Genomic DNA, 23,943 nt, shown 5'->3' on the forward strand with positions numbered 1-23,943 from the left:
GCTTCCGCGAACGAGGGCCAGAAGTTCTCGTTCGACGTCACCCAGGGCCAGAAGGGCCCCCAGGCCGAGAACATCGTGCCCGCCTGACACGGTTCACAAGCCTGCCACGAGCCGGGGTCCGCGCCCGAAAGGGTGCGGGCCCCGGCTCGCGCATGACCGCTCCGGCCCCCGCGGCCGGGCTCCCGGACGGTGGCATTTCCTCCGCGGCCGACGCCCGATCGACGCCGGCATTTCACCCGGCCGCCGACGGCCGATCGAGGCCGTGACATACAGCCCCGTCATTCACCCGCTCTCCGGCACGTTCTGCGAATTTCTCGCCCCGGGACCATCCCCGCTGAGGAGTCCTCCTCGAAACGCGCCGTCCGAGGAAGGTCCCGTATGGATCAACGTGCCCGCTCGAATCGCCCTGCCCGCTCGTCCCGCGGTGCCTCACCGCGCTCACGCGGGCGCCGCCCGTCCCCGGCGCCGGTCTCCGTGCCCGCCGGCATACCCGACGGCGGAAATGAATTCGCCGTGCCGCCGAGCACCACTCCGCTGCTGCCCGCCGTCGGCTCCTTCACCGAGCTGGACCTGCCGGACGCGCTCACCGCGGAGCTGGCGCGCCAGGGCGTGACCGTGCCGTTCCCGATCCAGGCGGCCGCGCTCCCCAACGCGCTGGCCGGGCGCGATGTGCTGGGCCGTGGACGGACCGGCTCCGGCAAGACCCTGGCCTTCGGCCTGGCGCTGCTGGCCCGCACCGCCGGGCGGCGCGCCGAGCCCCGCCACCCCCTCGCCCTGGTCCTGGTCCCCACCCGGGAGCTGGCCCAGCAGGTCACCGACGCGCTCGCCCCGTACGCCCGGCCGCTGCGGCTGCGGCCGGCCACCGTGGTCGGCGGAATGTCGATCAACCGCCAGGCGGCGGCGCTGCGGGACGGCGCCGAGGTGGTCATCGCGACTCCGGGGCGGCTCCACGATCTGATCGAGCGCGGCGACTGCGTGCTGGACCAGGTGCGCGTCACGGTTCTCGACGAGGCCGACCAGATGGCCGACATGGGATTCCTCCCCCAGGTGACCCGGCTGCTGCGGCAGGTCCCGGCCGACGGCCAGCACATGCTGTTCTCGGCGACCCTCGACCACAACGTCGGCCAGTTGGTGCGCCGGTTCCTCGACGATCCCGCCGTCCATTCGGTGGACGCCTCGGCGGGCGCCGTCACCACGATGGAGCACCATCTGCTGCACATCGAGGACACCGACAAGCGGGCCGTCGTCACCCGGGTGGCCGCCCGCGACGGCCGCGTGATCATGTTCCTGGACACCAAGCGCGCGGTCGACCGGCTGACCCGGCACCTGCTGGCGAGCGGCGTGCGGGCGGCGGGGCTGCACGGCGGCAAGTCCCAGCCGCAGCGCACCCGGACCCTGGACTACTTCAAGACCGGCCACGTCAGCGTGCTGGTGGCCACGAATGTCGCCGCCCGGGGCATCCACGTCGACGACCTCGATCTCGTCGTCAACGTGGACCCGCCGGCGGACCACAAGGACTATCTGCACCGCGGCGGGCGCACCGCCCGCGCGGGCGGCTCGGGCACGGTCGTCACCCTGGTCCTGCCCGCGCAGCGCCGTGCGATGAACGGCCTGATGGCGGACGCGGGCATCACCCCGCGCACCACCCGGGTCCGCTCCGAGGACACCGAGCTGGCCCGGATCACCGGCGCGCGGGTCCCGTCCGGGGTCGCCGTCACGATCGACGCGCCGGCCCCGGCGCAGGCGGCCACCGGCGGTGCGGCGGGGGGCCGCCGGGGCCGGGGGCGTCGGCGCGGCCGCCGGCCGGGGAGGGCGCAGCCGGGCGCGGCGTCCTGATCCCGTCAGCCCCGGGACCGGGCCCGGGCCCGTGGTCGCGTCATGATCCTGTCAGTACCGGGGCCGTAGCGGACGCCCCCATTTACCCGCCACAGGGGCGACAATGGACCGCATGCCGATATCCAGCTCCGTGCCCAGCCGGGCCGAACTGATCGACCACCTGGTCCGTACCCGCATCGCCGGAGACGTCGCCACCCCCCGGGACAACAACCTCGCCCACTACCGCAAGCTCGCGAACGGCGACCGCCACTACTGGCTGGGCCTGGAGCTGGGCGACCGCTGGGCCGACGAGCAGGACGTGCTGGCGGTCATGGCGGAGCGCTGCGGCGTGGTGGACGATCCGGAGCACCGCGTCGGGCAGGACACGATCGACCCGGAGCTGACGGTGGGGGCGCTGGACCGGATGGCGTCGGTGCTGCGGAAGGCGGCCGAGGCCGGGGAGCGGGTGCTGTTCGCCACCGGGCACCCGGGCGGGCTGCTGGAGGTGCACCGCGCCACGGCGGCGGCGCTGCGGGCCGCGGGGTGCGACATCGTGTCGATCCCGGGCGGTCTGGAGGCGGACGAGGGGTACGTCTTCCAGTTCTGCGACGTGGCGATGCTGGAGCGCGGCGCGACGCTGTGGCACACCCACTCCCCCGCCCCCATGGCCGCGATCCTGGACGGCCTGGAGCGGGAGGGGCGGCCGCTGCCGGATCTGGTGGTCGCGGACCACGGCTGGGCGGGGTGCGCGGGGCAGCGGGGCATCGACGCGGTGGGGTACGCGGACTGCAACGACCCGGCGCTGTTCCTCGGCGAGGCGGAGGGCACGCTGCAGGTGGTGGTGCCGCTGGACGACCACGTCACCAACCCGCGCTTCTACGACCCGATGGTCGCCTACCTCCTGGACGCGGCGGGGCTCGACGCCCGGTTCTGACGGGCAACCCCGCCCTACCCACGCGCGCGTGGGACGCGCATGACGCCTTCCTGGATCACCGAGACCGCCAGTTGTCCGTCGGCCGTGAAGATACGGCCCTTGGCCAGGCCCCGGCCGCCGGACGCGGAGGGGCTCTCCTGGTCGTACAGCAGCCACTCGTCCGCGCGGAACGGGCGGTGGAACCACATGGCGTGGTCCAGGCTGGCGCCCACGATGTCGCCGACGGCCCAGCCGCCGCGGCCGTGGGCGAGGAGGATCGAGTCCAGCAGGGTCATGTCGGAGACATAGGTGGCCAGGCAGAGGTGCGTGAGAGGGTCGTCGGCGGCGCCGTCCAGTTTGCCGTTCGTCCGGAACCAAACCTGCGACTTCGGCTCGCGGGGCCGCCCGACGCTGGCGTACGGCGGGGCGTCCACGTACCGCAGGTCGATCGCGGCGCGCGCCTCCAGCATCCGCTCGACCACGCTCGGGTCGCCGAACAGGTGGGCGTATCGGGGCAGCAGTTCCTCGCCGCTGGGCAGGGAGAGCGGGTCGGGCACGGCGGGCATGGGCTCCTGGTGCTCCAGGCCCTCCTCGTGGCGCTGGAAGGACGCCGAGAGGTGGAAGATCGGCTGGCCGTGCTGGACGGCCACCACCCGGCGGGTGGTGAAGGAGAAGCCGTCGCGGATGCGGTCCACGGTGTAGACGATGGGCGCGGCGGGGTCGCCGGGGCGCAGGAAGTAGGAGTGCAGGGAGTGGGCCGGGCGGTCGGCCGGGACGGTGCGGCCGGCCGCGACCAGGGCCTGGGCGGCGACCTGGCCGCCGAAGACGCGCGGCACCAGGGGTGCCGCGCTGCTGGTGCCTCGGAAGATGTCCAGGTCTATCCGTTCCAGGTCGAGCAGGTCGAGGAGACCGGGCAGGCCCTGGGGCGCGTCGTCTTTCGGTGCGCCGTGCGGTGCGCCGTGTGGTGCGTCGTTCATGGTTTAAGGAGTGTCGCAGACCCGTATTGCGGGGCTGTTGCCACGAGGGGCCGGGCGGGCCGGTCTCACAGGCCCATCGACTTCGCGACGATGGATCGCATGACCTCGCTGGTGCCGCCGTAGATGCGGGTGACGCGGGTGTCCGCGTACAGGCGGGCGATGGGGTACTCCATCATGTAGCCGTAGCCGCCGTGCAGTTGCAGACACTTGTCGATCACGACGGCCGCGCGCTCGGTGGTGAAGAGCTTCGCGGAGGCGGCGTCCGCGGCGGTGAGCTCGCCCGCGTCGTGCGCCTCCAGGGCCCGGTCGACGACCGCCTGCATCGCGTCCACCTCGGCCTTGCAGTCGGCGAGCGTGAACTTGGTGTTCTGGAAGGACGCCACCGACTTGCCGAAGATCGTCCGGTCCGTGACATAGGCCTTGGCGAACTCGACGGCCGCCGCGGCCTGCGCGTACGCGCCGACGGCGATGCCCAGGCGCTCCTGGGGGAGGTTGTGGGTGAGGTACTCGAACGCCCGGCCCTCCTCGCCCAGCAGGTCCTCCACCGGCACCTTGACGTCGGTGAAGGACAGCTCGGCGGTGTCGGAGGTCTTCAGGCCCAGCTTCTCCAGCTTGCGGCCGACCGCGTAGCCCTCGCTCCTGGTGTCGACGACGAGGATGGATATGCCGCCGCGGCGGTCCTCGGGCGTGGCGGGGGCGGTGCGGGCGCAGACCAGGACGCGGTCGGCGAGCACACCGCCGGTGATGAAGGTCTTGGCGCCGTTGAGGACGTAGTGGGTGCCGTCCTCGGACAGCTTGGCGGTGGTCTTCATGCCCGCCAGGTCGGAGCCGGTGCCCGGCTCGGTCATGGCGATGGCGGTCATCATGTCGCCGGAGACGAAGGGGGGCAGCCAGCGCCGCTTCTGCTCCTCGGTGGCGTACTTGAGGAGGTAGGGCAGGCAGAGCGCGGTGTGCACGCTGCTGCCGCCGAAGCTGACGCCGGCCCGGGCGGTCTCCTCGGTGATGATCGCGTTGAACTTGAAGCTGGTCTCGCCCGCGCCGCCGTACTCCTCGGGCACCTCGATGCCGAAGATCCCCAGCTCACCGAGTTTCTTGTAGAACGCGCGGGGGGCCTGGCCGGCCTCGCGCCACTCCTCGTAGTAGGGGACGACCTCGGCGGCGATGAAGTCGCGGATGGTCTCCCGGAACGCCTCGTGGTCCTCGTTGAACACCGTGCGACGCATCTGCGGCGGCCTCCTCGGTCGGCTGGCTAAGCGCTTGCTCAGCGAAAGCTACCGGCCAGTCGGCAGGCCTGTCCAGACCCGTACGAACCCACCGCGCCCCACCCCGGCGCGACCCACCGCCTCAGACCCCGCCCCCGCCCTCCCCGGACGCCGGCCCGCTCCCGTCAGCGGCGGCGCGGAAGGCGCCGAGCGCCAGGCGGTGCAGCAGCTCGGCGGTGGCCGCGCGACCCGGGAGGGCGCCGGGGCGGCTGAGGTGGGGGGTGGAGTTGAGCAGCCCGAAGACGGCGTGGACGCACGCCCGCGCCTCGGCCTCGGAGAGCCGGGGGTGGACCTCGCACACCACCTGGACCCACAGCTCGACGTACTGCCGCTGGAGCGAGCGCACCAGCTTGCGGTCGGTGTCCCGGAGCCGATCCAGCTCGCGGTCGTGGAGGACGATCAGCGGGCGGTCGTCGAGGGCGAAGTCGATGTGGCCCCGGACCAGCGAGTCCAGCACGGCGGCCGGATCCCGCTCCCCCTCCGGGACCTCGGCGGCGCGCCGCTTGCCGCCCGCCAGGAGCCGGCCGCTGATGCCGACCAGCAGCTCCGCGAGCATGGCCTCCTTGCCGGCGAAGTGGCGGTAGAGGCCCGGTCCGCTGATGCCGACCGCCGCGCCTATCTCGTCGACGCCGACGCCGTGGAAGCCGCGCTCGGCGAACAGGCGCGCCGCCTCCTTCAGGATCTGCTCGCGGCGGGTGGGGGCAGGGGCTTGCGTGCTCATGGAAGGAATTCTAGACAGCGGCGTTAGTGGTCGTTAACCTGGTGGATGGGTTAACGCTCATTAACCGCGCGGGACGGACCGTACGAGACAAACCGTACGAGACAGACCGTACGAGATGGACCGCACGAGACAGACCGCACGAGGCAGACCGCACGAGGCAAGGGGGCCCGTAGCCATGGAGCAGGCACCGGTGTTGGGCAGCGCCGCCGATCCGGCGTCCGACGCCTGGTCGGCCAACGAGGCCGCGCACCGCGAGCTGGCCGCGCGGCTGCGCGAGAAGCTGGCCGAGGCGCGGCTGGGCGGCGGCGAGAAGGCGCGGGCGCGGCACACCGCGCGCGGCAAGCTGCTGCCCCGCGACCGGGTCGACACCCTGCTGGACGCGGGCTCGCCGTTCCTGGAGCTGGCCCCGCTGGCCGCCGACGGGATGTACGGGGGGCAGGCCCCGGCGGCGGGCGTGATCGCGGGGATCGGGCGGGTGGCGGGCCGCGAGGTGGTCGTGATCGCCAATGACGCCACCGTCAAGGGCGGCACGTACTACCCGATGACGGTCAAGAAGCATCTGCGCGCCCAGGAGGTCGCGCTGGAGAACCGCCTGCCGTGCGTGTATCTGGTCGACTCCGGGGGCGCCTTCCTGCCCATGCAGGACGAGGTCTTCCCCGACCGGGACCACTTCGGGCGGATCTTCTACAACCAGGCGCGGATGTCGGGCGCCGGGATCCCGCAGATCGCGGCGGTCCTCGGGTCCTGCACGGCGGGCGGGGCGTACGTCCCGGCGATGAGCGACGAGGCGGTCATCGTGCGCGGGCAGGGCACGATCTTCCTGGGCGGGCCGCCGCTGGTGAAGGCGGCAACGGGGGAGGTCGTCACGGCCGAGGAGCTGGGCGGCGGCGAGGTCCACTCCAAGGTCTCCGGGGTCACCGACCATCTCGCGGAGGACGACGCCCACGCGCTGCGCATCGTCCGCACGATCGTCTCCACCCTCCCCCCGTCCCTGCCGGGCGGCGGGTCGCCGCCGTGGCCGGTGCGGCGCTCGGAGGAGCCCGCGGTGGACCCGGCGGGGCTCTACGGGGCGGTGCCGGTCGACTCCCGCACCCCGTACGACGTGCGGGAGGTGATCGCGCGGATCGTGGACGGCTCGCGGTTCGCCGAGTTCAAGGCCGAGTTCGGCACCACCCTGGTGACGGGGTTCGCGCACATCATGGGCCACCCGGTGGGCATCGTCGCCAACAACGGCATCCTGTTCTCCGAATCGGCCCAGAAGGGCGCCCATTTCATCGAGCTGTGCGACCAGCGCGGCATCCCCCTGGTGTTCCTGCAGAACATCTCGGGCTTCATGGTCGGCCGCAGCTATGAGGCGGGCGGCATCGCCAAGCACGGCGCCAAGATGGTCACCGCCGTGGCCTGCGCCCGGGTGCCGAAGCTGACGGTGGTCGTCGGCGGCTCGTACGGCGCGGGCAACTACTCGATGTGCGGGCGCGCCTATTCGCCGCGCTTCCTGTGGATGTGGCCCAACGCGAAGATCTCCGTGATGGGCGGCGAGCAGGCGGCCTCCGTGCTCGCGACCGTCAAGCGCGACCAGCTGGAGGCGCGCGGCGAGGAGTGGCCGGCGGACGAGGAGGAGGCCTTCCGGGCGCCGATCCGCGAGCAGTACGAGACCCAGGGAAACGCCTACTACGCCACGGCGCGGCTGTGGGACGACGGCGTGATCGACCCCCTGGAGACCCGCTCGGTGCTGGGCCTGGCCCTCACCGCCTGTGCCAACGCGCCGCTTCCCGGCAAGCCCGGCCAGGATCCCGTGGCGCCCGGCTTCGGCGTCTTCCGGATGTGAGGGACCGTGGAGCTGAAGAGTGTGAGCCCGATGTTCGAGACAGTCCTGGTGGCCAACCGCGGGGAGATCGCCGTCCGGGTGATCCGCACCCTGCGGCGGCTCGGTGTGCGCTCGGTCGCCGTGTTCAGCGACGCCGACGCGGACGCGCTGCATGTGCGCGAGGCGGACACGGCGGTCCGGCTCGGCCCGGCGAGCCCCGCCGAGAGCTATCTGTCGCTCAAGCGGCTGCTGGACGCGGCCGACCGCGCGGGAGCCCAGGCCGTGCACCCCGGCTACGGCTTCCTCGCGGAGAACGCGGCGTTCGCGCGCGCCTGCGCCGGCGCCGGGCTCGTCTTCATCGGCCCGCCCGCCGGGGCCATCGAGCTGATGGGCGACAAGATCCGCGCCAAGGAGAGCGTGCGGGCGGCCGGTGTGCCGGTGGTGCCCGGTTCCGTCGGCAGCGCCCTGACCGACGCCCAGCTCATCGACGCCGCCCGCGAGATCGGCATGCCCGTGCTGCTCAAGCCCTCGGCGGGCGGCGGCGGCAAGGGGATGCGGCTGGTGCGGGAGGAGGCGCGGCTCGCCGACGAGATCGCGGCCGCGCGGCGCGAGGCCCGGGGCGCGTTCGGCGATGACACCCTGCTGGTCGAGCGCTGGATCGACCGCCCCCGGCACATCGAGATCCAGGTGCTGGCCGACGGGCATGGTCAGGTCCTCCACCTCGGCGAGCGCGAGTGCTCGCTCCAACGCCGCCACCAGAAGATCATCGAGGAGGCGCCCAGCCCCCTGCTGGACCCGGACACCAGGGCGCTGATGGGCGAGGCCGCGGTGCAGGCCGCGCGCTCCTGCGGCTATGTGGGCGCGGGCACGGTGGAGTTCATCGTCCCGGGCGACGACCCGTCGGCGTACTGCTTCATGGAGATGAACACCCGCCTCCAGGTCGAGCACCCGGTGACCGAGCTGGCCGTGTCCGTCAAGGACCGGGGCCGGCTGGACCTGGTGGAGTGGCAGCTGCGGATCGCGGCCGGTGAGCACCTGCCCTTCGGCCAGGACGACATCGCCCTCACCGGCCATGCCGTCGAGGCCCGCCTCTGCGCGGAGACCGCCCGGGTCAGCGGCGGCACCGTCGACTTCCTCCCCTCGGCGGGCACCGTGCTCGCGCTGTCCGAGCCGGACGGGGAGGGGGTGCGGGTCGACTCCGGGCTGACCGTCGGCACCGAGGTCGGCACCGTCTACGACCCGATGCTCGCCAAGGTCGTCGCCCACGGCCCCGACCGCCCCACCGCCCTGCGCCGGCTGCGCGCCGCGCTGGCCCGCACCACCGTCCTCGGCCTGGACACCAACACCGGCTTCCTGCGCCGCCTCGCCGCCCACCCGGCCGTGGTCTCCGGCGACCTGGACACCGGTCTCGTCGACCGCGAGGCCGCCGCGCTGGTGCCCTCCGCCGTCCCGGACGAGGTGTACGCGGCGGCGGCCCTGCTGCGCCAGGCCGCGCTGGAGCCGGGCGGGCCCGGCGGCCCGGGCGGCTGGGTGGATCCGTTCTCCGTGCCGACCGGCTGGCGGCTGGGCGGCGAGCCCGCCTGGACCGTCCACCATCTGCGCGTCCCCGGCCATGCCCCGGTGACCGTCCGGGTGCGCGGCCGGGCCCACGACGCGGAGGTGTGGGTGGAGGAGGCCGACGCCGGCGGCGCGGCCGGGCCCGCGGCCGCCCCGGCGCCGGTCCAGGGCTCCCCCGCCGCGCGGAGCGCTCCGGGCGGCGCGCAGGGCGCCGAGCCCCGGATCGTCCGGGCGCGGCTGACGGTGCCGCCCGCGAGCGGGCCCGCAGCCGGCCCGGCCGGCGGGCCGGGGGGTCTCCCCTCCGGGGGCGGGGGCGCGCGGGCCGTGCTGGACTGGGGCGGCGTCACCCACACCTTCGCGTACGCCGCACACGGCGCCGGCCACTGGCTGGGCCGGGACGGCGACGCCTGGCAGGTGGCCGACCACGACCCGGTGGAGGCGGCGCTGCGCGGCGGGGCGGCCGGCACCCACGCCGGGGAGCTGACCGCGCCGATGCCCGGCACGGTCACGGTGGTGAAGGCCGCCGTCGGCGACGAGGTCACCGCCGGGCAGGGTCTGGTGGTGGTCGAGGCCATGAAGATGGAGCACGTCATCTCCGCCCCGCACGACGGCACCGTCACCGAGCTCGACGTGGCCCCCGGCAGCACGGTCGCCATGGACCAGCTGCTGGCGGTCGTCACCCCGCGCGAGACCGAGGAGCGTGCGTGATGGCCCTTCCCGACACCCTTCCCATGACCTTCCCGGCCCCCGGGCTGCCCGCCCGGGTCCGCATCCATGAAGTGGGCCCCCGGGACGGCCTGCAGAACGAGAAGACGCTCGTCCCGGTGGCGGTGAAGGCCGAGTTCATCCGGCGGCTGGCCGAGGCGGGGCTGACCACCGTCGAGGCCACGAGCTTCGTCCACCCCAAGTGGGTGCCCCAGCTGGCCGACGCCGAGGAGCTGATGCCCCTGCTGGAGGACACCCCGGCCCGGCTGCCCGTGCTGGTGCCCAACAAGCGCGGGCTGGAGCGCGCGCTGGCGCTCGGGGCGCGGGACGTGGCCGTCTTCGCCAGCGTCACCGAGTCCTTCGCCCGGGCCAATCTGAACCGCTCGGTCGACGAGGTGCTGGAGATGTTCGAGCCCGTCGTCGCCGAGGCCCGCGCGGCGGGCGCCGGGGTGCGCGGCTATCTGTCGATGTGCTTCGGCGACCCGTGGGAGGGCGCGGTCCCCGTCTCCCAGACGGTCTCGGTCGCCCGCCGCCTCATGGACATGGGGTGCGCGGAGCTGAGCCTGGGCGACACCATCGGCGTGGCCACCCCCGGCCATGTGCTGGAGCTGCTGTCCGCCCTGAGCGAGGCGGGCGTCCCGGCGACCAAGCTGGCGGTCCACTTCCACGACACCTACGGCCAGGCGCTCGCCAACACCCTCACGGCGCTCCAGTACGGCGTCACCTGTGTCGACGCCTCCGCCGGCGGCCTCGGTGGCTGCCCGTACGCGAAGAGCGCCACCGGCAACCTGGCCACCGAGGACCTGGTGTGGATGCTCGACGGCCTCGGCATCGAGACCGGGGTGGATCTGCGCCGGCTCGCCGCGACCAGTGAGTGGATGGCCCGTCACCTGGGCCGGCCCAGCCCGTCCCGTACCGTCCGCGCGCTTGCCCCGAAGGAGTTCTGAGCCATGTCGACCGACCACCGCCTCTCTCCCGAGCACGAGGAACTGCGCCGTACCGTCGAGGCGTTCGCGCACGACGTGGTGGCCCCGAAGATCGGGGAGTACTGGGAGCAGCACGAGTTCCCGTACGAGATCGTCCGCGAGATGGGCCGGATGGGCCTGTTCGGGCTGCCCTTCCCCGAGGAGTACGGCGGCATGGGCGGCGACTACTTCGCGCTCTGTCTGGCCATCGAGGAGCTGGCCCGGGTGGACTCCTCCGTGGCCGTCACCCTGGAGGCCGGGGTGTCGCTGGGCGCGATGCCGATCTTCCGTTACGGCACGGAGGAGCAGAAGCGCCGCTGGCTGCCCGCCCTGTGCTCGGGCGAGTCCCTGGGCGCGTTCGGCCTGACGGAGCCCGGCGGCGGCTCGGACGCGGGCGCCACCCGCACCACCGCCCGGCTGGACGAGGCCACGGGCGAGTGGGTGATCAACGGCACCAAGTGCTTCATCACCAACTCCGGCACCGACATCACCGCGCTGATCACGGTCACGGCCGTCACCGGCCGCAAGCCCGACGGCGGACCCGAGATCTCCACGATCATCGTGCCCTCGGGCACCCCCGGCCTGGCCGTCGCCGCCCCCTACTCCAAGGTGGGGTGGAACGCGTCGGACACCCGCGAGCTGTCCTTCTCCGACTGCCGGGTCCCGGCGGACCATCTGCTGGGCGAGAAGGGCCGTGGCTACGCCCAGTTCCTGCGGATCCTGGACGAGGGCAGGGTGGCGATCTCCGCGATGGCCACCGGCCTGGCCCAGGGCTGCGCGGACGAGTCGGTGGCGTACGCGAAGACCCGCGAGGCCTTCGGCCGCCCCATCGGCGCCAACCAGGCCATCCAGTTCAAGATCGCGGACATGGAGACCCGGGCGCACCTGGCCCGGGTGGCGTGGCGGGACGCGGCCTCGCGGCTGGTGCGCGGCGAGCCGTTCAAGAAGGAGGCGTCGATCGCCAAGCTCTACTCCTCCGAGGTCGCGGTGACCAACGCGCGGGAGGCCACGCAGGTCCACGGCGGATACGGCTTCATGAACGAGTACCCGGTGGCCCGGATGTGGCGGGACTCCAAGATCCTGGAGATCGGCGAGGGCACCAGCGAGGTCCAGCGGATGCTGATCGCCCGCGAGCTGGGGCTCGCCGGCTGACCCGGGGGCGCCCCTGCCCCGCCCAACACCCCGCGCCCAACACCCCTCCCTGCCCGGTATCGGACCCTCCCTGCCCGATATCGGGCAGGATTCTTGCGAAACGGGACGGCTCCCCGCAGTATCTACGGGTGCTCGATCGCCGTATGTCCCACGATGACCTCATCGACCACCTGGTGCGCAGCACGCCGCTCAGCCGCGGCGAGGCCGCCCGGGTGGTGCTGGACGTGCTGGCGTACTTCGACGAGACGACCGAGGAATACGTCCGCCGCCGCCACCGCGAGCTACAGTCCGGCGGGCTGACGAACCCGGACATCTTCGAGCGGATCACGGCCGAGCTGCCGCACCGCGCGGTGGCTCCGCCGGAGCTCTCGCTGCGCCAGCTGCGGCGCATCGTCTACGGCTGAGCCGGGCACCCATGAGCGACGCGTCAGGGAGGGTTTAACACCATGTGCGGAATCGTCGGATATATCGGGAAGCGCGATGTGGCGCCGCTGCTGCTGGAGGGGCTGCAGCGCCTGGAGTACCGCGGCTATGACTCGGCCGGTATCGCGATCCACGCCAAGCCCGCCAAATCGGGGCAAGCGGCGCACCCGACCGGTCTGAAGACCGTGAAGGCCAAGGGCCGGGTGCGGGATCTGGAGGCCAGGCTTCCCAAGCGCTTCGCGGGCACCGTCGGCATCGCGCACACCCGCTGGGCCACCCACGGCGCGCCCAACGACACCAACGCGCATCCGCACCTGGACGCGGACGGCAAGGTCGCGATCGTCCACAACGGCATCATCGACAACGCCGCCGAGCTGCGCGCCAAGCTCGCCGCCGACGGGGTCGAGCTGGCCTCCGAGACCGACTCGGAGACCCTGGCCCACCTGATCGGCCGCTCGCAGGCCGCCACGCTGGAGGAGAAGGTCCGCCAGGCCCTCGCCCTGGTCGAGGGCACGTACGGCATCGCCGTGCTGCACGCGGACTTCCCCGACCGGATCGTCGTCGCCCGCAACGGCTCCCCCGTGGTGCTGGGCATCGGCGAGAAGGAGATGTTCGTCGCCTCGGACGTCGCCGCGCTGGTGAGCCACACCCGCCAGGTGGTCACCCTCGACGACGGCGAGATGGCCACCCTCAAGGCCGACGACTTCCGCACCTACACCACCGAGGGCTCCCGTACCTCGGCCACGCCGACCACCGTGGAGTGGGAGGCCGAGTCGTACGACATGGGCGGCCACGACACGTATATGCACAAGGAGATCCACGAGCAGGTCGACGCCGTGGACCGGGTGCTGCGCGGGCGCATCGACGACCGCTTCGCCACCGTCCGCCTCGGCGGGCTCAACCTGGACGCCCGCGAGGCGCGCGGGGTGCGCCGGGTGAAGATCCTCGGCTGCGGCTCGGCCTACCACACGGGCCTGATCGGCGCCCAGCTGATCGAGGAGCTGGCCCGGATCCCGGCGGACGCCGAGCCGGCCAGCGAGTTCCGCTACCGCAACGCGGTCGTCGACCCGGACACCCTCTACATCGCGGTCAGCCAGTCCGGGGAGACGTACGACACCCTGGCCGCCGTCCAGGAGCTCAAGCGCAAGGGCGCGCGAGTCCTGGGCGTGGTCAACGTGGTCGGCAGCGCGATCGCCCGGGAGACGGACGGCGGGGTGTACGTCCACGCGGGCCCCGAGGTCTGCGTCGTGTCCACCAAGTGCTTCACCAACACGGCCGTGGCCTTCGCCCTGCTGGCCCTCCACCTCGGCCGGATCCGGGACCTGTCGGTCGCCGACGGAAAGCGGATCATCGCCGGGCTGCGGCGGCTGCCCGAGCAGATCGCGGAGGTGCTGCGCGGCGAGGAGGAGATCAAGAAGCTCGCGGCGGAGTACGCGAACGCGAAGAGCATGATGTTCATCGGCCGGGTGCGCGGTTACCCGGTCGCCCGCGAGGCGTCCCTGAAGCTCAAGGAGGTCTCCTACGTCCACGCCGAGGCGTATCCGGCCTCGGAGCTCAAGCACGGCCCGCTGGCGCTCATCGAGCCCGAGGTGCCGACCGTCGCCGTGCTCCCGGACGACGACCTGCTGGAGAAGAACCGCGCGACGCTGGAGGAGATCAAGGCCCGCAGCGGCCGGATCCTGGCCGTGGCGCACCAGGAGCAGGAGAAGGCGGACCACACGATCGTGGTCCCGCGCAACGAGCCGGAGCTGGACCCGATCCTGATGGGCGTCCCGCTGCAACTCCTCGCCTACCACACGGCGCTGGCGCTGGGCCGCGACATCGACAAGCCGCGCAACCTGGCGAAGTCCGTGACGGTGGAGTAGGGCTGAGCGGCCCTCAGGGCCGGCCTTGCCGAGCGACCCTCAGGCCCGGCCGCCCGGCGGCCGAGCGCTCGGCGGTCCCCCGCGTGTGCCACCACGCACGCGGGGGCCGCCTCCCCTGTGCCGGCGTCGCCCTCACGCCGGCAGGTGAGCCGCCGCCGGGAGCCGTCACCTCCCGACCGGCGGCACGCGACGCACGCCCGATCGTTCGGTTTTTACCCGTCACAAACGCACAATCCACCTCTACGCGCGGGTAGATTCGCCCGCCGCCGGGCGGTGTCAAGCCGGACTTGACGCCATCTCGGCCGGTTCGCAAGGGAGTTGAGCATGTCCGATTCCCGACGCCCGTCCGCGCGCCCGGGAACCGGCCACGAACCCCCCGGGAACCGATCCGGGCCCCGGGAACGTCAGGGAATGACCACCACGGGCCGCTGCGCCCGGCGTGCCAGCCGCCCCGCGACCGAGCCGAAGATCCGCCCCACCAGCCCGTGCGTGGAGCCGACCACGATCGCGTCGGCCGCGTACTCCCGGCCGACCTCCTCCAGCTCGTGGCAGATGTCCCCGCCCCGCTCCACGAGGATCCAGGGCACCTCGGTGAGATGGTCGGCGCAGGCCAGCTCCAGGCCCAGCACCTCGGTGCGGTGGTCGGGCACGTCGACGAAGACCGGGGGCTCGCACCCGGCCCACACGGTCGTCGGCAGCCGGTTGGCCACATGGACGATGATCAGGCCGGAGCCGGAGCGCCGGGCCATGCCGATGGCGTACGCGAGGGCGCGCTCGCTCGATGTCGAACCGTCGAATCCCACCACGACGCCGTGCTGGAACGCCGGATCGCAGGAATGACGTGATTCTTCCGCCGCTTCGGGGTGCGCCATGTGATCGGCGACCCGCTTGCGGTCCGCGGGTTCGGGGATGTCGTGACCGGCCATCGGTGTCTCGGCGAAGGAAGTCCTCGTGAGGAGGGAACGGCGGGGGCTCGTGGTTGGAGTTGTCAGGGGACGCAAGCTCGCTGGCGCTCGGGGGAGCGTATCGAACGAACCGAATCCGTCCGGGATTCATCTTTCCAAGCCCTTGCCCCTAAGGGTACGGCGCCACTCCCCTCCTGCCCAGAGAGCTCCTGGGCGGCGAACCGCCCGAGGCGTTCCACGGAGCATGCCGGAGGGCGGCCCGTAACGCAATGCCCCAAGTGGTCCCGACCGTGCCGATGTGCGGCTCCCCCGGCGAGGCCCGAGTGAGCCTCGAGCGATCGTCCGGTGGACGCCGGGCGAAGCCGCGTCCACCGGGCGGGCGGTCGGCAGTGACCCCACGGCCCGCGGGGCGTTGTAGAAGCCGCGTGGTCCCCCGTCCGCCGCCTCCGAGGAGCAGATACGTGCCCGCCACCCTCGAGTACGACGCGTCCCGCGAAGGCCACGGCCACCCCGCCCGGACCCCGGTGGGAGAGGCGGCCGACGAGGTGACCCGCTGGGGCGCGTTCAGCAGCGCCCTGGTGCCCGTGGTGCTGCTGGTGTGCGGCTCGCCGTTCGGCGCGGCCGCCGGCTCCGCCCTCGGGCTGGCCGCGGTCACCGCCGTCAGCCGGACGCTGCTGCGCCGCTCCGAGCGCGCCGCCGCGCGGCTCTCCGGGGCGGGGGTGAGTCCACATCGTGGACGACATGGGCGCACCGGAATCGGGGCGCACAGGGGCGGCCGGCGGGGCTGAGGGCGCGCTCCGTAGCGCTCCGGGCACACACTGCTGAGGGTCTCCGAGCGGGTCGTACGCCCGGCGGAGGACCCTTCCGCACGTCTGCGCCCACTCCTTTTCGGCCAACTTCGCCTCAGAGTTCTTTCCTTGGCAAACGCCGGGCCCAACCCCCTCCGACCAGCGGGGAAAGGGGTATCGGCGGCCCGGACCCCCTACGCGAAGTGGGTTCGAGCGCTAGGCGTACTTCACAGGGAGGCCCACGAGTGCAACGCTTCGTGATCGAATGCTTCCCGCCAAGTTGTCATGTCGACATAGTGGCGGGTGGTGAACTGGTCACGGCGACCACACGCGACACAGTAGATTCGATCTTGGCCATGACCGGCGGGGGAACCGTTCAGGACCGAGGGGAAACGTGCAGGACCGAGAGGACGCGACCACCGAGGGGGGCTTAGTTCGATGAGCCAGGACTCCACGACCGTACCGGAGACCTCGCGCAAGCTCTCCGGACGCCGGCGACGGGAAATCGTCGCGGTGCTGCTCTTCAGCGGCGGCCCTATCTTCGAAAGCTCCATCCCGCTCTCCGTCTTCGGCATCGACCGTCAGGACGCCGGAGTCCCGCGGTACCGACTGCTGGTGTGCGCGGGCGAAGATGTGCCACTGCGAACGACCGGCGGACTGGAACTGACCGCACCATACGGCCTGGAGGCGCTGTCCCGGGCCGGCACCGTCGTCGTACCGGCCTGGCGGTCGATAACCCAGCCGCCACCGACCGCGGCGCTCGACGCGCTGCGCCGCGCGCACGAGGAGGGCGCGCGGATCGTGGGCCTGTGCACCGGGGCCTTCGTACTCGCCGCCGCGGGGCTGCTGGACGGCCGCCCGGCGACCACCCACTGGATGTACGCGCCGACGCTCGCCAAGCGCTATCCGTCCGTCCACGTCGACCCGCGCGAGCTGTTCGTGGACGACGGGGACATCCTGACCTCGGCGGGCACCGCCGCGGGCATAGACCTGTGCCTGCACATCGTCCGCACCGACCACGGCGCGGACGCCGCGGGTGCCCTGGCCCGCCGCCTGGTCGTCCCGCCGCGCCGCAGCGGAGGACAGGAGCGCTACCTGGACAGGTCATTACCTGAGGAGATCGGCGCGGATCCGCTCGCCGAGGTCGTGGCGTGGGCGCTCGAGCACCTGCACGAGCAGTTCGACGTCGAGGCCCTGGCCGCGCGGGCCTATATGAGCCGCCGCACCTTCGACCGCCGGTTCCGCTCGCTCACTGGGAGCGCTCCACTCCAGTGGCTGATCACCCAGCGGGTGCTCCAGGCGCAGCGCCTCCTGGAGACCTCCGACTACTCCGTCGACGAGGTCGCCGGCCGCTGCGGCTTCCGCTCCCCGGTCGCGCTGCGCGGGCACTTCCGGCGGCAGCTGGGGTCCTCCCCGGCCGCCTACCGGGCCGCGTACCGCGCCCGCAGGCCCCAGGGCGGCCCCGGGGACCGTACGGACCGCCCGGAGCGCTCCGAGCGGCTGGACCGCCTGGAGCGGGGCGAGCGGCTCGACCGGGCCGAGCTGGGCGAGCAGCGCCCGGGCGAGCACTCCATGCCGCTGCGGCGGCCCGGCGCACCCCTGGCCCACCCGCACCACGCGCCGCACCCGCACAGCGGAGCGGACCCGGGCAAGCCCGAGTCGGACGCCTACGCCCCGCGCCTGCCCGAGCAGGCCACCGGCCGTGCGCCCGGCCGCCCGACCCTGCCCGGCCAGCGGGAGCGCCCCGTAGGGTGAGACGTATGAACGATCGCATGGTGTGGATCGACTGCGAGATGACCGGGCTCTCGCTGTCGGACGACGCGCTTATCGAGGTGGCCGCGCTGGTCACGGACTCCGAGCTGAACATCCTGGGTGACGGAGTGGACATCGTTGTCCGGCCGCCCGCCGAAGCGCTGACCACCATGCCCGAGGTGGTGCGCGAGATGCACACGGCCTCCGGACTGCTCGCGGAGCTGGACGGCGGGACCACGCTGGAGGACGCCCAGCGGCAGGTCCTGGCGTACGTCCGCGAGCACGTCCCGGAGGCCGGCAAGGCCCCCCTGTGCGGAAACTCGGTCGGCACCGACCGGGGCTTCCTGCTGCGGGACATGCCCGAGCTCGAGAGCTACCTCCACTACCGGATCGTCGACGTCTCATCGATCAAGGAGCTGGCCCGCCGCTGGTACCCGCGGGCCTACTTCAACAGCCCCAAGAAGAACGGCAACCACCGCGCCCTCGCGGACATCCACGAGAGCATCGCGGAGCTGCGCTACTACCGGGAGGCGGTCTTCGTCCCGCAGCCCGGCCCGGACTCGGACACGGCCAAGTCGATCGCGGCGAAGCACGTCCTTCCCGCCCGGCAGCCGTGACCCCTCGCTCCCGGCCCGGAAAGCCGGGAGCGAGCACCCCCGAGGACCCTGTACACTTTTTCTCGGCCGGTGCGGAAAGCGCCGGTCATGGTGGGTATAGCTCAGCTGGTAGAGCACCTGGTTGTGGTCCAGGATGTCGCGGGTTCGAGTCCCGTTACTCACCCTGAACGATCAGCCCGTGACCTGCGAAGACAGGTCGCGGGCTGATCTTTCTGCTCTTTCGGGGTTGTGGTTGTTACCGTCTCAGGCGTAGGTCCCATCCCGTACCGGCGTGGCTGCTGTGGGGTACAAGGGACGGCTTGTAGGACTCGCGGGGCGGACAGCCGGCGTCGTTCCAGCCGGAGATCCAGGAGCGCAGGACGGCCAGTGAGGGCGATTCCGCGCTGTCGGCGATGATGCGGCCGTCCTGGGTGATGACCGCTGCGGAATCCGGTGTGCTGTGGCCGAACGCCAGGTTCTCGGGGCCGAGGCCGACCATGGTCATCCCCAGGTCGCCGGTGGCGGCGGGCCAGTACTTCCACAGTGGCCAGTCCTGGACCACAGCGTCAGCAGGCTCCCTGTAATTCGGGTTCAGCAGACGGTTGAGTGTTGCGCGGGCGCCTGTGTGCTGCCAGTCGTCCCGGTCGCGCCAGGCGATGGAGATCCACGAGAGGCTGGGGTGGCGGTTCTCCCAGTCGACCCAGCGGCCGGGCAGGTCCAGATCGGCCTTGGGGGAAGCGGTGGCGTCGATGTAGCCGCCCGTCGTCACGTTCTCCACGGTCGGCTGGCCCTGGACGGTCCGGATCCGGGTGACGACGGTCAAGTGGGGCAGTGCGGCCACGGGCAACGGCGTGACGATCAACCCGTCCTCGGACAGTTGGTCGAGCCAGGCCGCTGGCAGCAGGGGCGGCGTGCACCAGGCCACGATCCGGTCGTACGGGCCGCGGCTGAGGAGGCCAGCGGTGCCGTCCACGGTGAAGCAGCGGATGTTGTCCAGGCCGCGCCGGTGGTGGATGAGGTTGGCCCAACGTGTCAGGTAGGGGTCGATGTCCAGGCTCGTGACCCGTCCGGAGGCGCCGGCGAGGCGGGCGAGCAGGGCGCCGGAGTAGCCGGAGCCGGTGCCGATTTCCAGGACGTTCATGCCTTCGGCGACGTCCAGGCTGCTCACGTCGCGCTGTACGTAGACGGGGTTGGTTCGGTGGACGGTGTGGCCGCGCTCGTCATGGTGGGTGTAGTGCCGGGCGGGCACCGTCTCCGCGGCTTCGGCGACGTGGGGGGCCAGGGTGATGGGCGGTGCGGAGAGGGTCAACCTTTTTCACTCCTGCGGGTGGTGGGGAACTCGTGTGTTTCAACAGCTCCGGCCGGGTGAAGGACACGCGCTCAGCCGTGAGCGCGGTCAGATCTCCAGGGCGGTGTGGTGGTGCCATCCGGCGACGGTGTACTCACTGACCGGGCCGCCGCCGGGCAGTTCGGCCCAGGCGTGGTACTCCACCGGCGGCGGGGAGAACCGCGCCCCCAGACACCAGGTGAGGCGGCGGCCGAGCAGGGCGGCGGCGAGCACGGCGCCGAGCGATGTTTCCAGGCAGGCGGCGCGGCCGGGCCACAGACGGGCGGTGTGCCGTACGGCGCCGACGAGCGCCTCGGCTCGGTCGGCATCGAGCTGGCGCCGGCCGACCCGGCGGGCGAGGCGGGCGGCGCGGATGGTGTGCCGGAACGGGAGCCGCAGCAGCACCAGGGCGAGCGCAAGCCCGGCGGCCGCGGCCACGCGCTCACCCAAGGTGCCGGTCCGGGTGGTGGAGTACGCCTCCATGCTGGTCACGAGCGCCGCCCCCACCGGCGCCGCCGGGCCGGCGCGTCGTCGGTTCCGGTGAGGCCCTGAGCAGTCAGCGCCTGGGCGACGGCGCGGACGTCGGCGGCGGCCTGCTCGCCGAGGATGCCGTACCGCTCGGCGAAGCGGTCGGCGGCCTCGGCCTGAGTCGTGGACGCCAGCAGCAGCATCACCGCGGCCGAGGCGGTCGGGGTGAGGTAGATCCAGCGGCCGGTGTGCTCGTCGAGGATCGCGCCGCCCTCGTCGGTGAGGACCGGGTGGGTGCTCTCATGCAGCTGCCACATGGGCGCTCGCCTCCTCCCACCACGTCGTGGGCGCAGCGGCGAGCTGCCGCAGCCACACTTCGGCGGCCACCACCAGGTGCAGGGCGCCCTGGGCGGTGGGCTGCCCCGCGGCCGCCCGGGCGAGCGCGTCATGGACGGGCCGCACCGCGCCCCCCCTCGTCTGGCCTCCGGGCCCGGTGAGGGGGCTCTCAACATGCCCGGGATCACCCCAGGCGGAGGTGGTGCAGCATCAGCAGCGCCGCGACGGCGTTCGCCGAGCGGATCTCCCCGCGCGCGATCAGGTCCGGCACCGACTTGAGCGGCACCCACTCCCGCCGCGTCGACTCGAAGCTGTCCCGCGGCTCGCCAACCCGCTCGGCGCGGTCAGACCAGTAGACCCGGTGATGCGACGTCGAGATCCCGGGCTGCGGGTCCACGGAGAGCAGCAGTCGCATCGGGCCCGGGCGCCAGCCCGTCTCCTCCTCCAGCTCCCGCGCAGCGGCGGCCGCCGGATCCTCGCCCTCGCCAGTGCCGCCCGAGGGCAGCTCCCACCCCCACGCGCCGGTGATGAACCGGTGCCGCCACAGCAGCAGCGCCTCGTTCGCCTCGTTGACGACGGTCGCCACAGCGACCGGCCGGAGCCGGATCACCGTGTGGTCGAGGTGGCGCCCGTCCGGCAGCTCGACGTCGGCCATGTTCACGCGCACCCAGCGGTTCTCGTACACGGTGCGCTCGCCGAGGTTCGTCCACTCCACGCCTGCCGCCTCTCGCTCCGGGACCGGCCCCTATCCCAACACGAGGACCGGCTACACGGGCAAGCTGAGGACCCCGTCGATCAGCTCCTCCGCGCCAGTGGTAGCCACGCTGCCACGGCTCGCCAAACTGTTCCGTACGGTGACGAGCCGGTCGCGGAGGCGCCGGGACTCCATGCCCTGCACGGTCTCCACCATCTTCACCGCCGTCGCCGCCGCCCGGTCGGCGTCGCCGCTGCGCAGCTCGATATCCGCCAGCGTGGCGAGCCGGTGCGCGCGGCCGCGGGCGTGCGACTGCACCCGCACAGCTTCACGGGCATACTCCTGCGCCTGCTCCAGGTCCCCGAGGCGGAGCAGCGCGTCCGCGAACTGGGCCTCGATGAGGCCGGGCTGTACGTAGCCGGTCTCGGCGGGCTCCTCGTCGCGGCGGATCCGGCCCACGGCGGTCTCGGCGAGCGTCATGCACCGGTGGGCGCCGCCCTGGTCGCCCATGCGCGCGTACGCCTTGGCCTGCATCGCATAGATGTCGGTAGCCAGTGCGGGCGACATGTGCTGGCCCGCGGTGCGGACGGCGGCCTCGGCGAACGCGACGGCCTGCCGGTACTCGCGCATGAACAGCGACTGGTTGACGAGCAGCGCGACGACGTAGCCGCCGAACCCACGGTCCCCGCTCGCCTTGGCCAAGCGCAGCGCCTGGTGGAAGTAGCGCTGGGCGAGTCCTTGTGAGTCGCTGTCGTAGCTGCAGATCCCGGCGATGGCGACCAGGCCGCCGACGGCGCGGTGGAGTTCGCGTCCGATGGCGTCGGTGTAGGAGCCGCGCAGTATGGGGGCGGTCTCGGTGGTGAGGAACTTGATGACGCGGGGGCGGGTCGCGACGCCTCCGGCCTTGCGGTACATCTCCTCGTAGTGCTTCCGGGCGGCCCGGAGCATGACCACGTCGGGCTCGCTGACGCGCATGGTGCCGAGGCGGGAGACGTCCAGGTCTTCCGGAGGGTTCTCCCATTCCCAGACCGGGCCGACAGCGCGGAGGCCGGTGATGACGGGTGCCTCTTGGAGGTCGGGCCGCTGGTTCTGGTCGCCGCGCCACAGGGCGGTGGACTGTTCGATGAAGCCGTCGAGCGGCGCTCCCGGCTCGGGTGTGGTGCCTGGGGTCCCCATGCCGATGTCCTCCAAGTTCACCGGGCGGCCGAGCCGCTCGGCGAGGATGTCGCAGATCAGGTCGGGTGTTCTGCCGCGTGGCCGTTGGCCCTTGAGCCACCGGATCACGGATGTGTGGTCGTATGCGGTCGCCTTGCCGCGCGCCTCGTTGGCCTGGTTGAGGCGAGTGGCGAGGCCGAGCCGGGACATGCCTGCCTCGTCGAGGAGGGCGTCCAGCAGGGTGTTGGGTTCCATGTGGTGTTCCCCGAATCACTCAGTGCGACGAGCGTAGCGAAATGGCGCTCACACACTGTGTGATTGCGGTACTCGCACACGCCCTTGACACACACTGCCGAGAGGCCGCCAGGCGCGGTCTGCTGGACCCATGACGACCAAAGCCGACCCGTGGATTCCGCCGAGCGGCCGCAGCACCCAGCTGCAGCCCGCCGGGAAATCGTGGGACGCCGTTCGCGTCCCCCTCTCCATCGGCATCGGCATCGGCAAACGGACCCTCGACCTGCTGGGCGACGCGACGGGCGCGGTCATCGAGAACCCCTTCGACAAGGTCCTGTACTGGTTGATCGCGCCCGGCTCAGCCGCCGACTGGGACATGAGCCTGCTGCCCCACATCGCGGTCTGGGGAGCGACCTCCTACATCGAAGTGCCCCCTGCCGACTTCCGGAAGGGGCCCGGGGTGCGCTGGCTGGTGCCACCGCACGACCGGCACCTGAGCGCCCCCTCGGCCCTCTACGCGGCGCTGCAGACCGCGACCCGCGAGGCTTTCGGCCCCCGCGAGGAGGCAGCGCGGTGACCCTCCAGATCTGCGCCCGCTGCGACAAGCCGACCAGCGAGCCGGTGACCGTCGCGGTCGAGCACAGCGCCAGCGCCGGCGGCCGCACCGTCTACGCCTGCCCGCCCTGCGCGCCCACCTTCCCCCAGCAGCGCGACGTCCTCGCCGAGCTCGCGGCCATGCACCGCGCCCGAGAGCAGGGGTGGGTCCGATGACGACCAGGGACCCCGTCGAGGAGGCAACCTGGCTCGCGGCCATCAAGCACGCCGCGGGATGCCAGGCCTGCAAGACGCCCGGCGGCGTCTGCAGTCAGGGCGAGGATCTGCTGCACGCCTACGAGGCGGCCACACGGCGGGCCCACCACGAGGAGGAGCCCGGGTGATGAGGCACCGCCGACCGCCGGCGGCCGAGCGGGTCGCGCTGTACGCCTTCCGGGCCGCCCGCGCCGGCCTGACCCTCGCCGTGCTGGCGGGGCTCCTGGCGCTCACCGTCGCCCTGTGCGTGCTGGGCGACCCGGCCCCGTAGACCGGTGGGCCGCCGGCGTCCGGTCCCCCCGTGCCGGACTGCAGGCGCGTCCCGGCGACCCACCCTCACCGACACCCTGCGAGTCGGCACAGCCAGGCACGGCCGCCGACCCCAGGGCAACGGCTTGGGGACCGCGGGCCGGAGTCCCATCACAGAAGATCCGCACACGAATGGAGAACACCGTGACACTGACCATGGACCGTGCACAGACCCGCCCGGCCGTGAGGCCGTTCGGGCTGTCCAAGGCCGTCCCCGTCGCCGACGAGAAGCTCATCCCGCCGACCCTGCGCCTCTGCCCGAAGCGGCAGATCAGCGTGGCCGAGGGCGGGACGCCGTTCATCAGCGAGCCGTCGATGAAGTCGCAGTTCGAGACGACGAGCCAGACCAGGGAGGACAGCCAGCTGGCGGACGACAAGGACAACGACACCGACTGACAGCGGCTGAC

Annotated in this window: 27 protein-coding genes and 1 tRNA gene; 18 read left to right on the forward strand and 10 right to left on the reverse strand. The window is 72.6% G+C overall.

Annotated elements, in window-relative coordinates:
- The 3 genes from BBH68_RS38965 to BBH68_RS06415 all read left to right on the forward strand — a co-directional run.
- The coding region (locus tag BBH68_RS38965) for a cold-shock protein (RefSeq protein WP_141712962.1) at nucleotides 1–87 on the forward strand (87 nt) is incomplete at its 5' end.
- A gap of 291 nt (nucleotides 88–378) precedes the next feature.
- Nucleotides 379–1,836 carry a DEAD/DEAH box helicase gene (locus BBH68_RS06410; protein ID WP_065959594.1) on the forward strand — a complete coding sequence of 486 codons (1,458 nt, stop codon included), beginning with the start codon at nucleotides 379–381 and terminating at the stop codon, nucleotides 1,834–1,836.
- Between the two features lie 103 nt (nucleotides 1,837–1,939).
- The gene (locus BBH68_RS06415; RefSeq protein ID WP_425428780.1) at nucleotides 1,940–2,749 is read left to right on the forward strand and encodes a phosphatase; all 810 of its coding nucleotides are present in this window, start codon (nucleotides 1,940–1,942) and stop codon (nucleotides 2,747–2,749) included.
- Between the two features lie 14 nt (nucleotides 2,750–2,763).
- Here BBH68_RS06415 and BBH68_RS06420 read toward each other — a convergent pair whose 3' ends face one another.
- The 3 genes from BBH68_RS06420 to BBH68_RS06430 all read right to left on the reverse strand — a co-directional run bounded on the left by BBH68_RS06420 (nucleotide 2,764) and on the right by BBH68_RS06430 (nucleotide 5,688).
- Nucleotides 2,764–3,705, reverse strand: a complete 942-nt coding sequence (locus BBH68_RS06420; RefSeq protein ID WP_065959595.1) for an acyl-CoA thioesterase — start codon at nucleotides 3,703–3,705, stop codon at nucleotides 2,764–2,766.
- A gap of 65 nt (nucleotides 3,706–3,770) precedes the next feature.
- The gene (locus BBH68_RS06425) at nucleotides 3,771–4,928 is read right to left on the reverse strand and encodes an acyl-CoA dehydrogenase family protein (protein ID WP_065959597.1); all 1,158 of its coding nucleotides are present in this window, start codon (nucleotides 4,926–4,928) and stop codon (nucleotides 3,771–3,773) included.
- 121 nt (nucleotides 4,929–5,049) lie between these two features.
- Entirely contained in the window at nucleotides 5,050–5,688 is a 639-nt protein-coding gene (locus tag BBH68_RS06430) for an SACE_7040 family transcriptional regulator (RefSeq protein WP_065959599.1), read from the reverse strand.
- Nucleotides 5,689–5,863: 175 nt separating this feature from the next.
- Between BBH68_RS06430 and BBH68_RS06435 the strand changes: the two genes are divergently transcribed.
- The 6 genes from BBH68_RS06435 to glmS all read left to right on the forward strand — a co-directional run bounded on the left by BBH68_RS06435 (nucleotide 5,864) and on the right by glmS (nucleotide 14,162).
- Entirely contained in the window at nucleotides 5,864–7,516 is a 1,653-nt protein-coding gene (locus BBH68_RS06435; protein WP_065959601.1) for a carboxyl transferase domain-containing protein, read from the forward strand.
- A 30-nt stretch (nucleotides 7,517–7,546) separates the two neighbouring features.
- Nucleotides 7,547–9,760 (forward strand): acetyl/propionyl/methylcrotonyl-CoA carboxylase subunit alpha, encoded by a 2,214-nt coding sequence (locus BBH68_RS06440; protein ID WP_065959603.1) that lies wholly within the window; start codon nucleotides 7,547–7,549, stop codon nucleotides 9,758–9,760.
- On the forward strand, nucleotides 9,760–10,704 hold the full coding sequence (locus tag BBH68_RS06445; protein ID WP_065959604.1) for a hydroxymethylglutaryl-CoA lyase: 945 nt from the start codon (nucleotides 9,760–9,762) through the stop codon (nucleotides 10,702–10,704). The genes BBH68_RS06440 and BBH68_RS06445 overlap by 1 nt, the downstream gene beginning before the upstream one ends.
- A 3-nt stretch (nucleotides 10,705–10,707) precedes the next feature.
- Nucleotides 10,708–11,874, forward strand: coding sequence for an acyl-CoA dehydrogenase family protein (locus tag BBH68_RS06450; protein WP_065959606.1), 1,167 nt, complete (start codon nucleotides 10,708–10,710; stop codon nucleotides 11,872–11,874).
- Nucleotides 11,875–12,002: 128 nt separating this feature from the next.
- On the forward strand, nucleotides 12,003–12,278 hold the full coding sequence (locus BBH68_RS06455) for a hypothetical protein (RefSeq protein WP_065959607.1): 276 nt from the start codon (nucleotides 12,003–12,005) through the stop codon (nucleotides 12,276–12,278).
- Nucleotides 12,279–12,320: 42 nt separating this feature from the next.
- Nucleotides 12,321–14,162, forward strand: coding sequence for a glutamine--fructose-6-phosphate transaminase (isomerizing) (gene glmS, locus BBH68_RS06460; RefSeq protein ID WP_065959608.1), 1,842 nt, complete (start codon nucleotides 12,321–12,323; stop codon nucleotides 14,160–14,162).
- Between the two features lie 404 nt (nucleotides 14,163–14,566).
- On the opposite strand, the gene BBH68_RS06465 is transcribed toward glmS, so the two are convergent.
- On the reverse strand, nucleotides 14,567–15,088 hold the full coding sequence (locus tag BBH68_RS06465; protein ID WP_065959613.1) for a universal stress protein: 522 nt from the start codon (nucleotides 15,086–15,088) through the stop codon (nucleotides 14,567–14,569).
- 440 nt (nucleotides 15,089–15,528) lie between these two features.
- Here BBH68_RS06465 and BBH68_RS06470 point away from each other — a divergent pair, with 440 nt between their 5' ends.
- The 4 genes from BBH68_RS06470 (at nucleotide 15,529) to BBH68_RS06485 (ending at nucleotide 18,387) form a co-directional block, all read left to right on the forward strand.
- On the forward strand, nucleotides 15,529–15,855 hold the full coding sequence (locus tag BBH68_RS06470) for a hypothetical protein (RefSeq protein WP_245737919.1): 327 nt from the start codon (nucleotides 15,529–15,531) through the stop codon (nucleotides 15,853–15,855).
- 438 nt (nucleotides 15,856–16,293) lie between these two features.
- Nucleotides 16,294–17,610, forward strand: a complete 1,317-nt coding sequence (locus tag BBH68_RS06475) for a helix-turn-helix domain-containing protein (RefSeq protein WP_065959615.1) — start codon at nucleotides 16,294–16,296, stop codon at nucleotides 17,608–17,610.
- A gap of 5 nt (nucleotides 17,611–17,615) precedes the next feature.
- Nucleotides 17,616–18,224 carry an oligoribonuclease gene (orn, locus tag BBH68_RS06480; RefSeq protein WP_065959617.1) on the forward strand — a complete coding sequence of 203 codons (609 nt, stop codon included), beginning with the start codon at nucleotides 17,616–17,618 and terminating at the stop codon, nucleotides 18,222–18,224.
- Nucleotides 18,225–18,314: 90 nt separating this feature from the next.
- A tRNA-His gene (locus BBH68_RS06485) sits at nucleotides 18,315–18,387 on the forward strand.
- Between the two features lie 72 nt (nucleotides 18,388–18,459).
- On the opposite strand, the gene BBH68_RS06490 is transcribed toward BBH68_RS06485, so the two are convergent.
- The 6 genes from BBH68_RS06490 to BBH68_RS06510 all read right to left on the reverse strand — a co-directional run bounded on the left by BBH68_RS06490 (nucleotide 18,460) and on the right by BBH68_RS06510 (nucleotide 22,438).
- Entirely contained in the window at nucleotides 18,460–19,512 is a 1,053-nt protein-coding gene (locus tag BBH68_RS06490; RefSeq protein ID WP_065959618.1) for a protein-L-isoaspartate O-methyltransferase family protein, read from the reverse strand.
- Nucleotides 19,513–19,599: 87 nt separating this feature from the next.
- Complete coding sequence (locus BBH68_RS06495) at nucleotides 19,600–20,013, reverse strand: lasso peptide biosynthesis B2 protein (protein WP_065959727.1); 414 nt, start codon at nucleotides 20,011–20,013, stop codon at nucleotides 19,600–19,602.
- Nucleotides 20,014–20,018: 5 nt separating this feature from the next.
- Complete coding sequence (locus BBH68_RS41825; RefSeq protein WP_065959620.1) at nucleotides 20,019–20,315, reverse strand: PqqD family peptide modification chaperone; 297 nt, start codon at nucleotides 20,313–20,315, stop codon at nucleotides 20,019–20,021.
- Nucleotides 20,299–20,460 (reverse strand): hypothetical protein, encoded by a 162-nt coding sequence (locus BBH68_RS41830; protein ID WP_158080404.1) that lies wholly within the window; start codon nucleotides 20,458–20,460, stop codon nucleotides 20,299–20,301. Before BBH68_RS41830 ends, BBH68_RS41825 begins: the two co-directional genes overlap by 17 nt.
- A gap of 58 nt (nucleotides 20,461–20,518) precedes the next feature.
- Nucleotides 20,519–21,049 (reverse strand): NUDIX domain-containing protein, encoded by a 531-nt coding sequence (locus tag BBH68_RS06505; RefSeq protein WP_065959621.1) that lies wholly within the window; start codon nucleotides 21,047–21,049, stop codon nucleotides 20,519–20,521.
- 51 nt (nucleotides 21,050–21,100) lie between these two features.
- The gene (locus BBH68_RS06510) at nucleotides 21,101–22,438 is read right to left on the reverse strand and encodes a tetratricopeptide repeat protein (RefSeq protein ID WP_065959623.1); all 1,338 of its coding nucleotides are present in this window, start codon (nucleotides 22,436–22,438) and stop codon (nucleotides 21,101–21,103) included.
- 130 nt (nucleotides 22,439–22,568) lie between these two features.
- Between BBH68_RS06510 and BBH68_RS06515 the strand changes: the two genes are divergently transcribed.
- The 5 genes from BBH68_RS06515 to tgmA all read left to right on the forward strand — a co-directional run bounded on the left by BBH68_RS06515 (nucleotide 22,569) and on the right by tgmA (nucleotide 23,932).
- Nucleotides 22,569–22,994, forward strand: coding sequence for a hypothetical protein (locus tag BBH68_RS06515; RefSeq protein WP_065959626.1), 426 nt, complete (start codon nucleotides 22,569–22,571; stop codon nucleotides 22,992–22,994).
- Nucleotides 22,991–23,188, forward strand: a complete 198-nt coding sequence (locus BBH68_RS06520; RefSeq protein ID WP_065959627.1) for a hypothetical protein — start codon at nucleotides 22,991–22,993, stop codon at nucleotides 23,186–23,188. The genes BBH68_RS06515 and BBH68_RS06520 overlap by 4 nt, the downstream gene beginning before the upstream one ends.
- Entirely contained in the window at nucleotides 23,185–23,355 is a 171-nt protein-coding gene (locus BBH68_RS41835) for a hypothetical protein (protein ID WP_170066539.1), read from the forward strand. The genes BBH68_RS06520 and BBH68_RS41835 overlap by 4 nt, the downstream gene beginning before the upstream one ends.
- On the forward strand, nucleotides 23,355–23,498 hold the full coding sequence (locus BBH68_RS41840; RefSeq protein ID WP_170066540.1) for a hypothetical protein: 144 nt from the start codon (nucleotides 23,355–23,357) through the stop codon (nucleotides 23,496–23,498). The genes BBH68_RS41835 and BBH68_RS41840 overlap by 1 nt, the downstream gene beginning before the upstream one ends.
- Nucleotides 23,499–23,680: 182 nt before the next feature.
- Nucleotides 23,681–23,932: a putative ATP-grasp-modified RiPP gene (tgmA, locus tag BBH68_RS06525; RefSeq protein ID WP_079150843.1), complete on the forward strand. Its 252-nt coding sequence runs from the start codon at nucleotides 23,681–23,683 to the stop codon at nucleotides 23,930–23,932.
- Nucleotides 23,933–23,943 lie beyond the last annotated feature (11 nt).

This window comes from Streptomyces sparsogenes (genome assembly GCF_001704635.1).
Lineage (GTDB): Bacteria > Actinomycetota > Actinomycetes > Streptomycetales > Streptomycetaceae > Streptomyces > Streptomyces sparsogenes.

Excerpts from the sequence above, each read along its gene's own strand:
- BBH68_RS06410 (WP_065959594.1), top strand. The coding sequence starts at position 379 with ATGGATCAACGTGCCCGCTCGAATCGCCCTGCCCGCTCGTCCCGCGGT.
- BBH68_RS06415 (WP_425428780.1), top strand. The coding sequence starts at position 1,940 with ATGGACCGCATGCCGATATCCAGCTCCGTGCCCAGCCGGGCCGAACTG.
- BBH68_RS06420 (WP_065959595.1), bottom strand. The coding sequence starts at position 3,705 with ATGAACGACGCACCACACGGCGCACCGCACGGCGCACCGAAAGACGAC.
- BBH68_RS06425 (WP_065959597.1), bottom strand. The coding sequence starts at position 4,928 with ATGCGTCGCACGGTGTTCAACGAGGACCACGAGGCGTTCCGGGAGACC.
- BBH68_RS06430 (WP_065959599.1), bottom strand. The coding sequence starts at position 5,688 with ATGAGCACGCAAGCCCCTGCCCCCACCCGCCGCGAGCAGATCCTGAAG.
- BBH68_RS06435 (WP_065959601.1), top strand. The coding sequence starts at position 5,864 with ATGGAGCAGGCACCGGTGTTGGGCAGCGCCGCCGATCCGGCGTCCGAC.
- BBH68_RS06440 (WP_065959603.1), top strand. The coding sequence starts at position 7,547 with ATGTTCGAGACAGTCCTGGTGGCCAACCGCGGGGAGATCGCCGTCCGG.
- BBH68_RS06445 (WP_065959604.1), top strand. The coding sequence starts at position 9,760 with ATGGCCCTTCCCGACACCCTTCCCATGACCTTCCCGGCCCCCGGGCTG.
- BBH68_RS06450 (WP_065959606.1), top strand. The coding sequence starts at position 10,708 with ATGTCGACCGACCACCGCCTCTCTCCCGAGCACGAGGAACTGCGCCGT.
- glmS (WP_065959608.1), top strand. The coding sequence starts at position 12,321 with ATGTGCGGAATCGTCGGATATATCGGGAAGCGCGATGTGGCGCCGCTG.
- BBH68_RS06465 (WP_065959613.1), bottom strand. The coding sequence starts at position 15,088 with ATGGCCGGTCACGACATCCCCGAACCCGCGGACCGCAAGCGGGTCGCC.
- BBH68_RS06475 (WP_065959615.1), top strand. The coding sequence starts at position 16,294 with ATGAGCCAGGACTCCACGACCGTACCGGAGACCTCGCGCAAGCTCTCC.
- orn (WP_065959617.1), top strand. The coding sequence starts at position 17,616 with ATGAACGATCGCATGGTGTGGATCGACTGCGAGATGACCGGGCTCTCG.
- BBH68_RS06495 (WP_065959727.1), bottom strand. The coding sequence starts at position 20,013 with ATGGAGGCGTACTCCACCACCCGGACCGGCACCTTGGGTGAGCGCGTG.
- BBH68_RS41825 (WP_065959620.1), bottom strand. The coding sequence starts at position 20,315 with ATGTGGCAGCTGCATGAGAGCACCCACCCGGTCCTCACCGACGAGGGC.
- BBH68_RS06510 (WP_065959623.1), bottom strand. The coding sequence starts at position 22,438 with ATGGAACCCAACACCCTGCTGGACGCCCTCCTCGACGAGGCAGGCATG.
- BBH68_RS06515 (WP_065959626.1), top strand. The coding sequence starts at position 22,569 with ATGACGACCAAAGCCGACCCGTGGATTCCGCCGAGCGGCCGCAGCACC.
- BBH68_RS41835 (WP_170066539.1), top strand. The coding sequence starts at position 23,185 with ATGACGACCAGGGACCCCGTCGAGGAGGCAACCTGGCTCGCGGCCATC.
- BBH68_RS41840 (WP_170066540.1), top strand. The coding sequence starts at position 23,355 with ATGAGGCACCGCCGACCGCCGGCGGCCGAGCGGGTCGCGCTGTACGCC.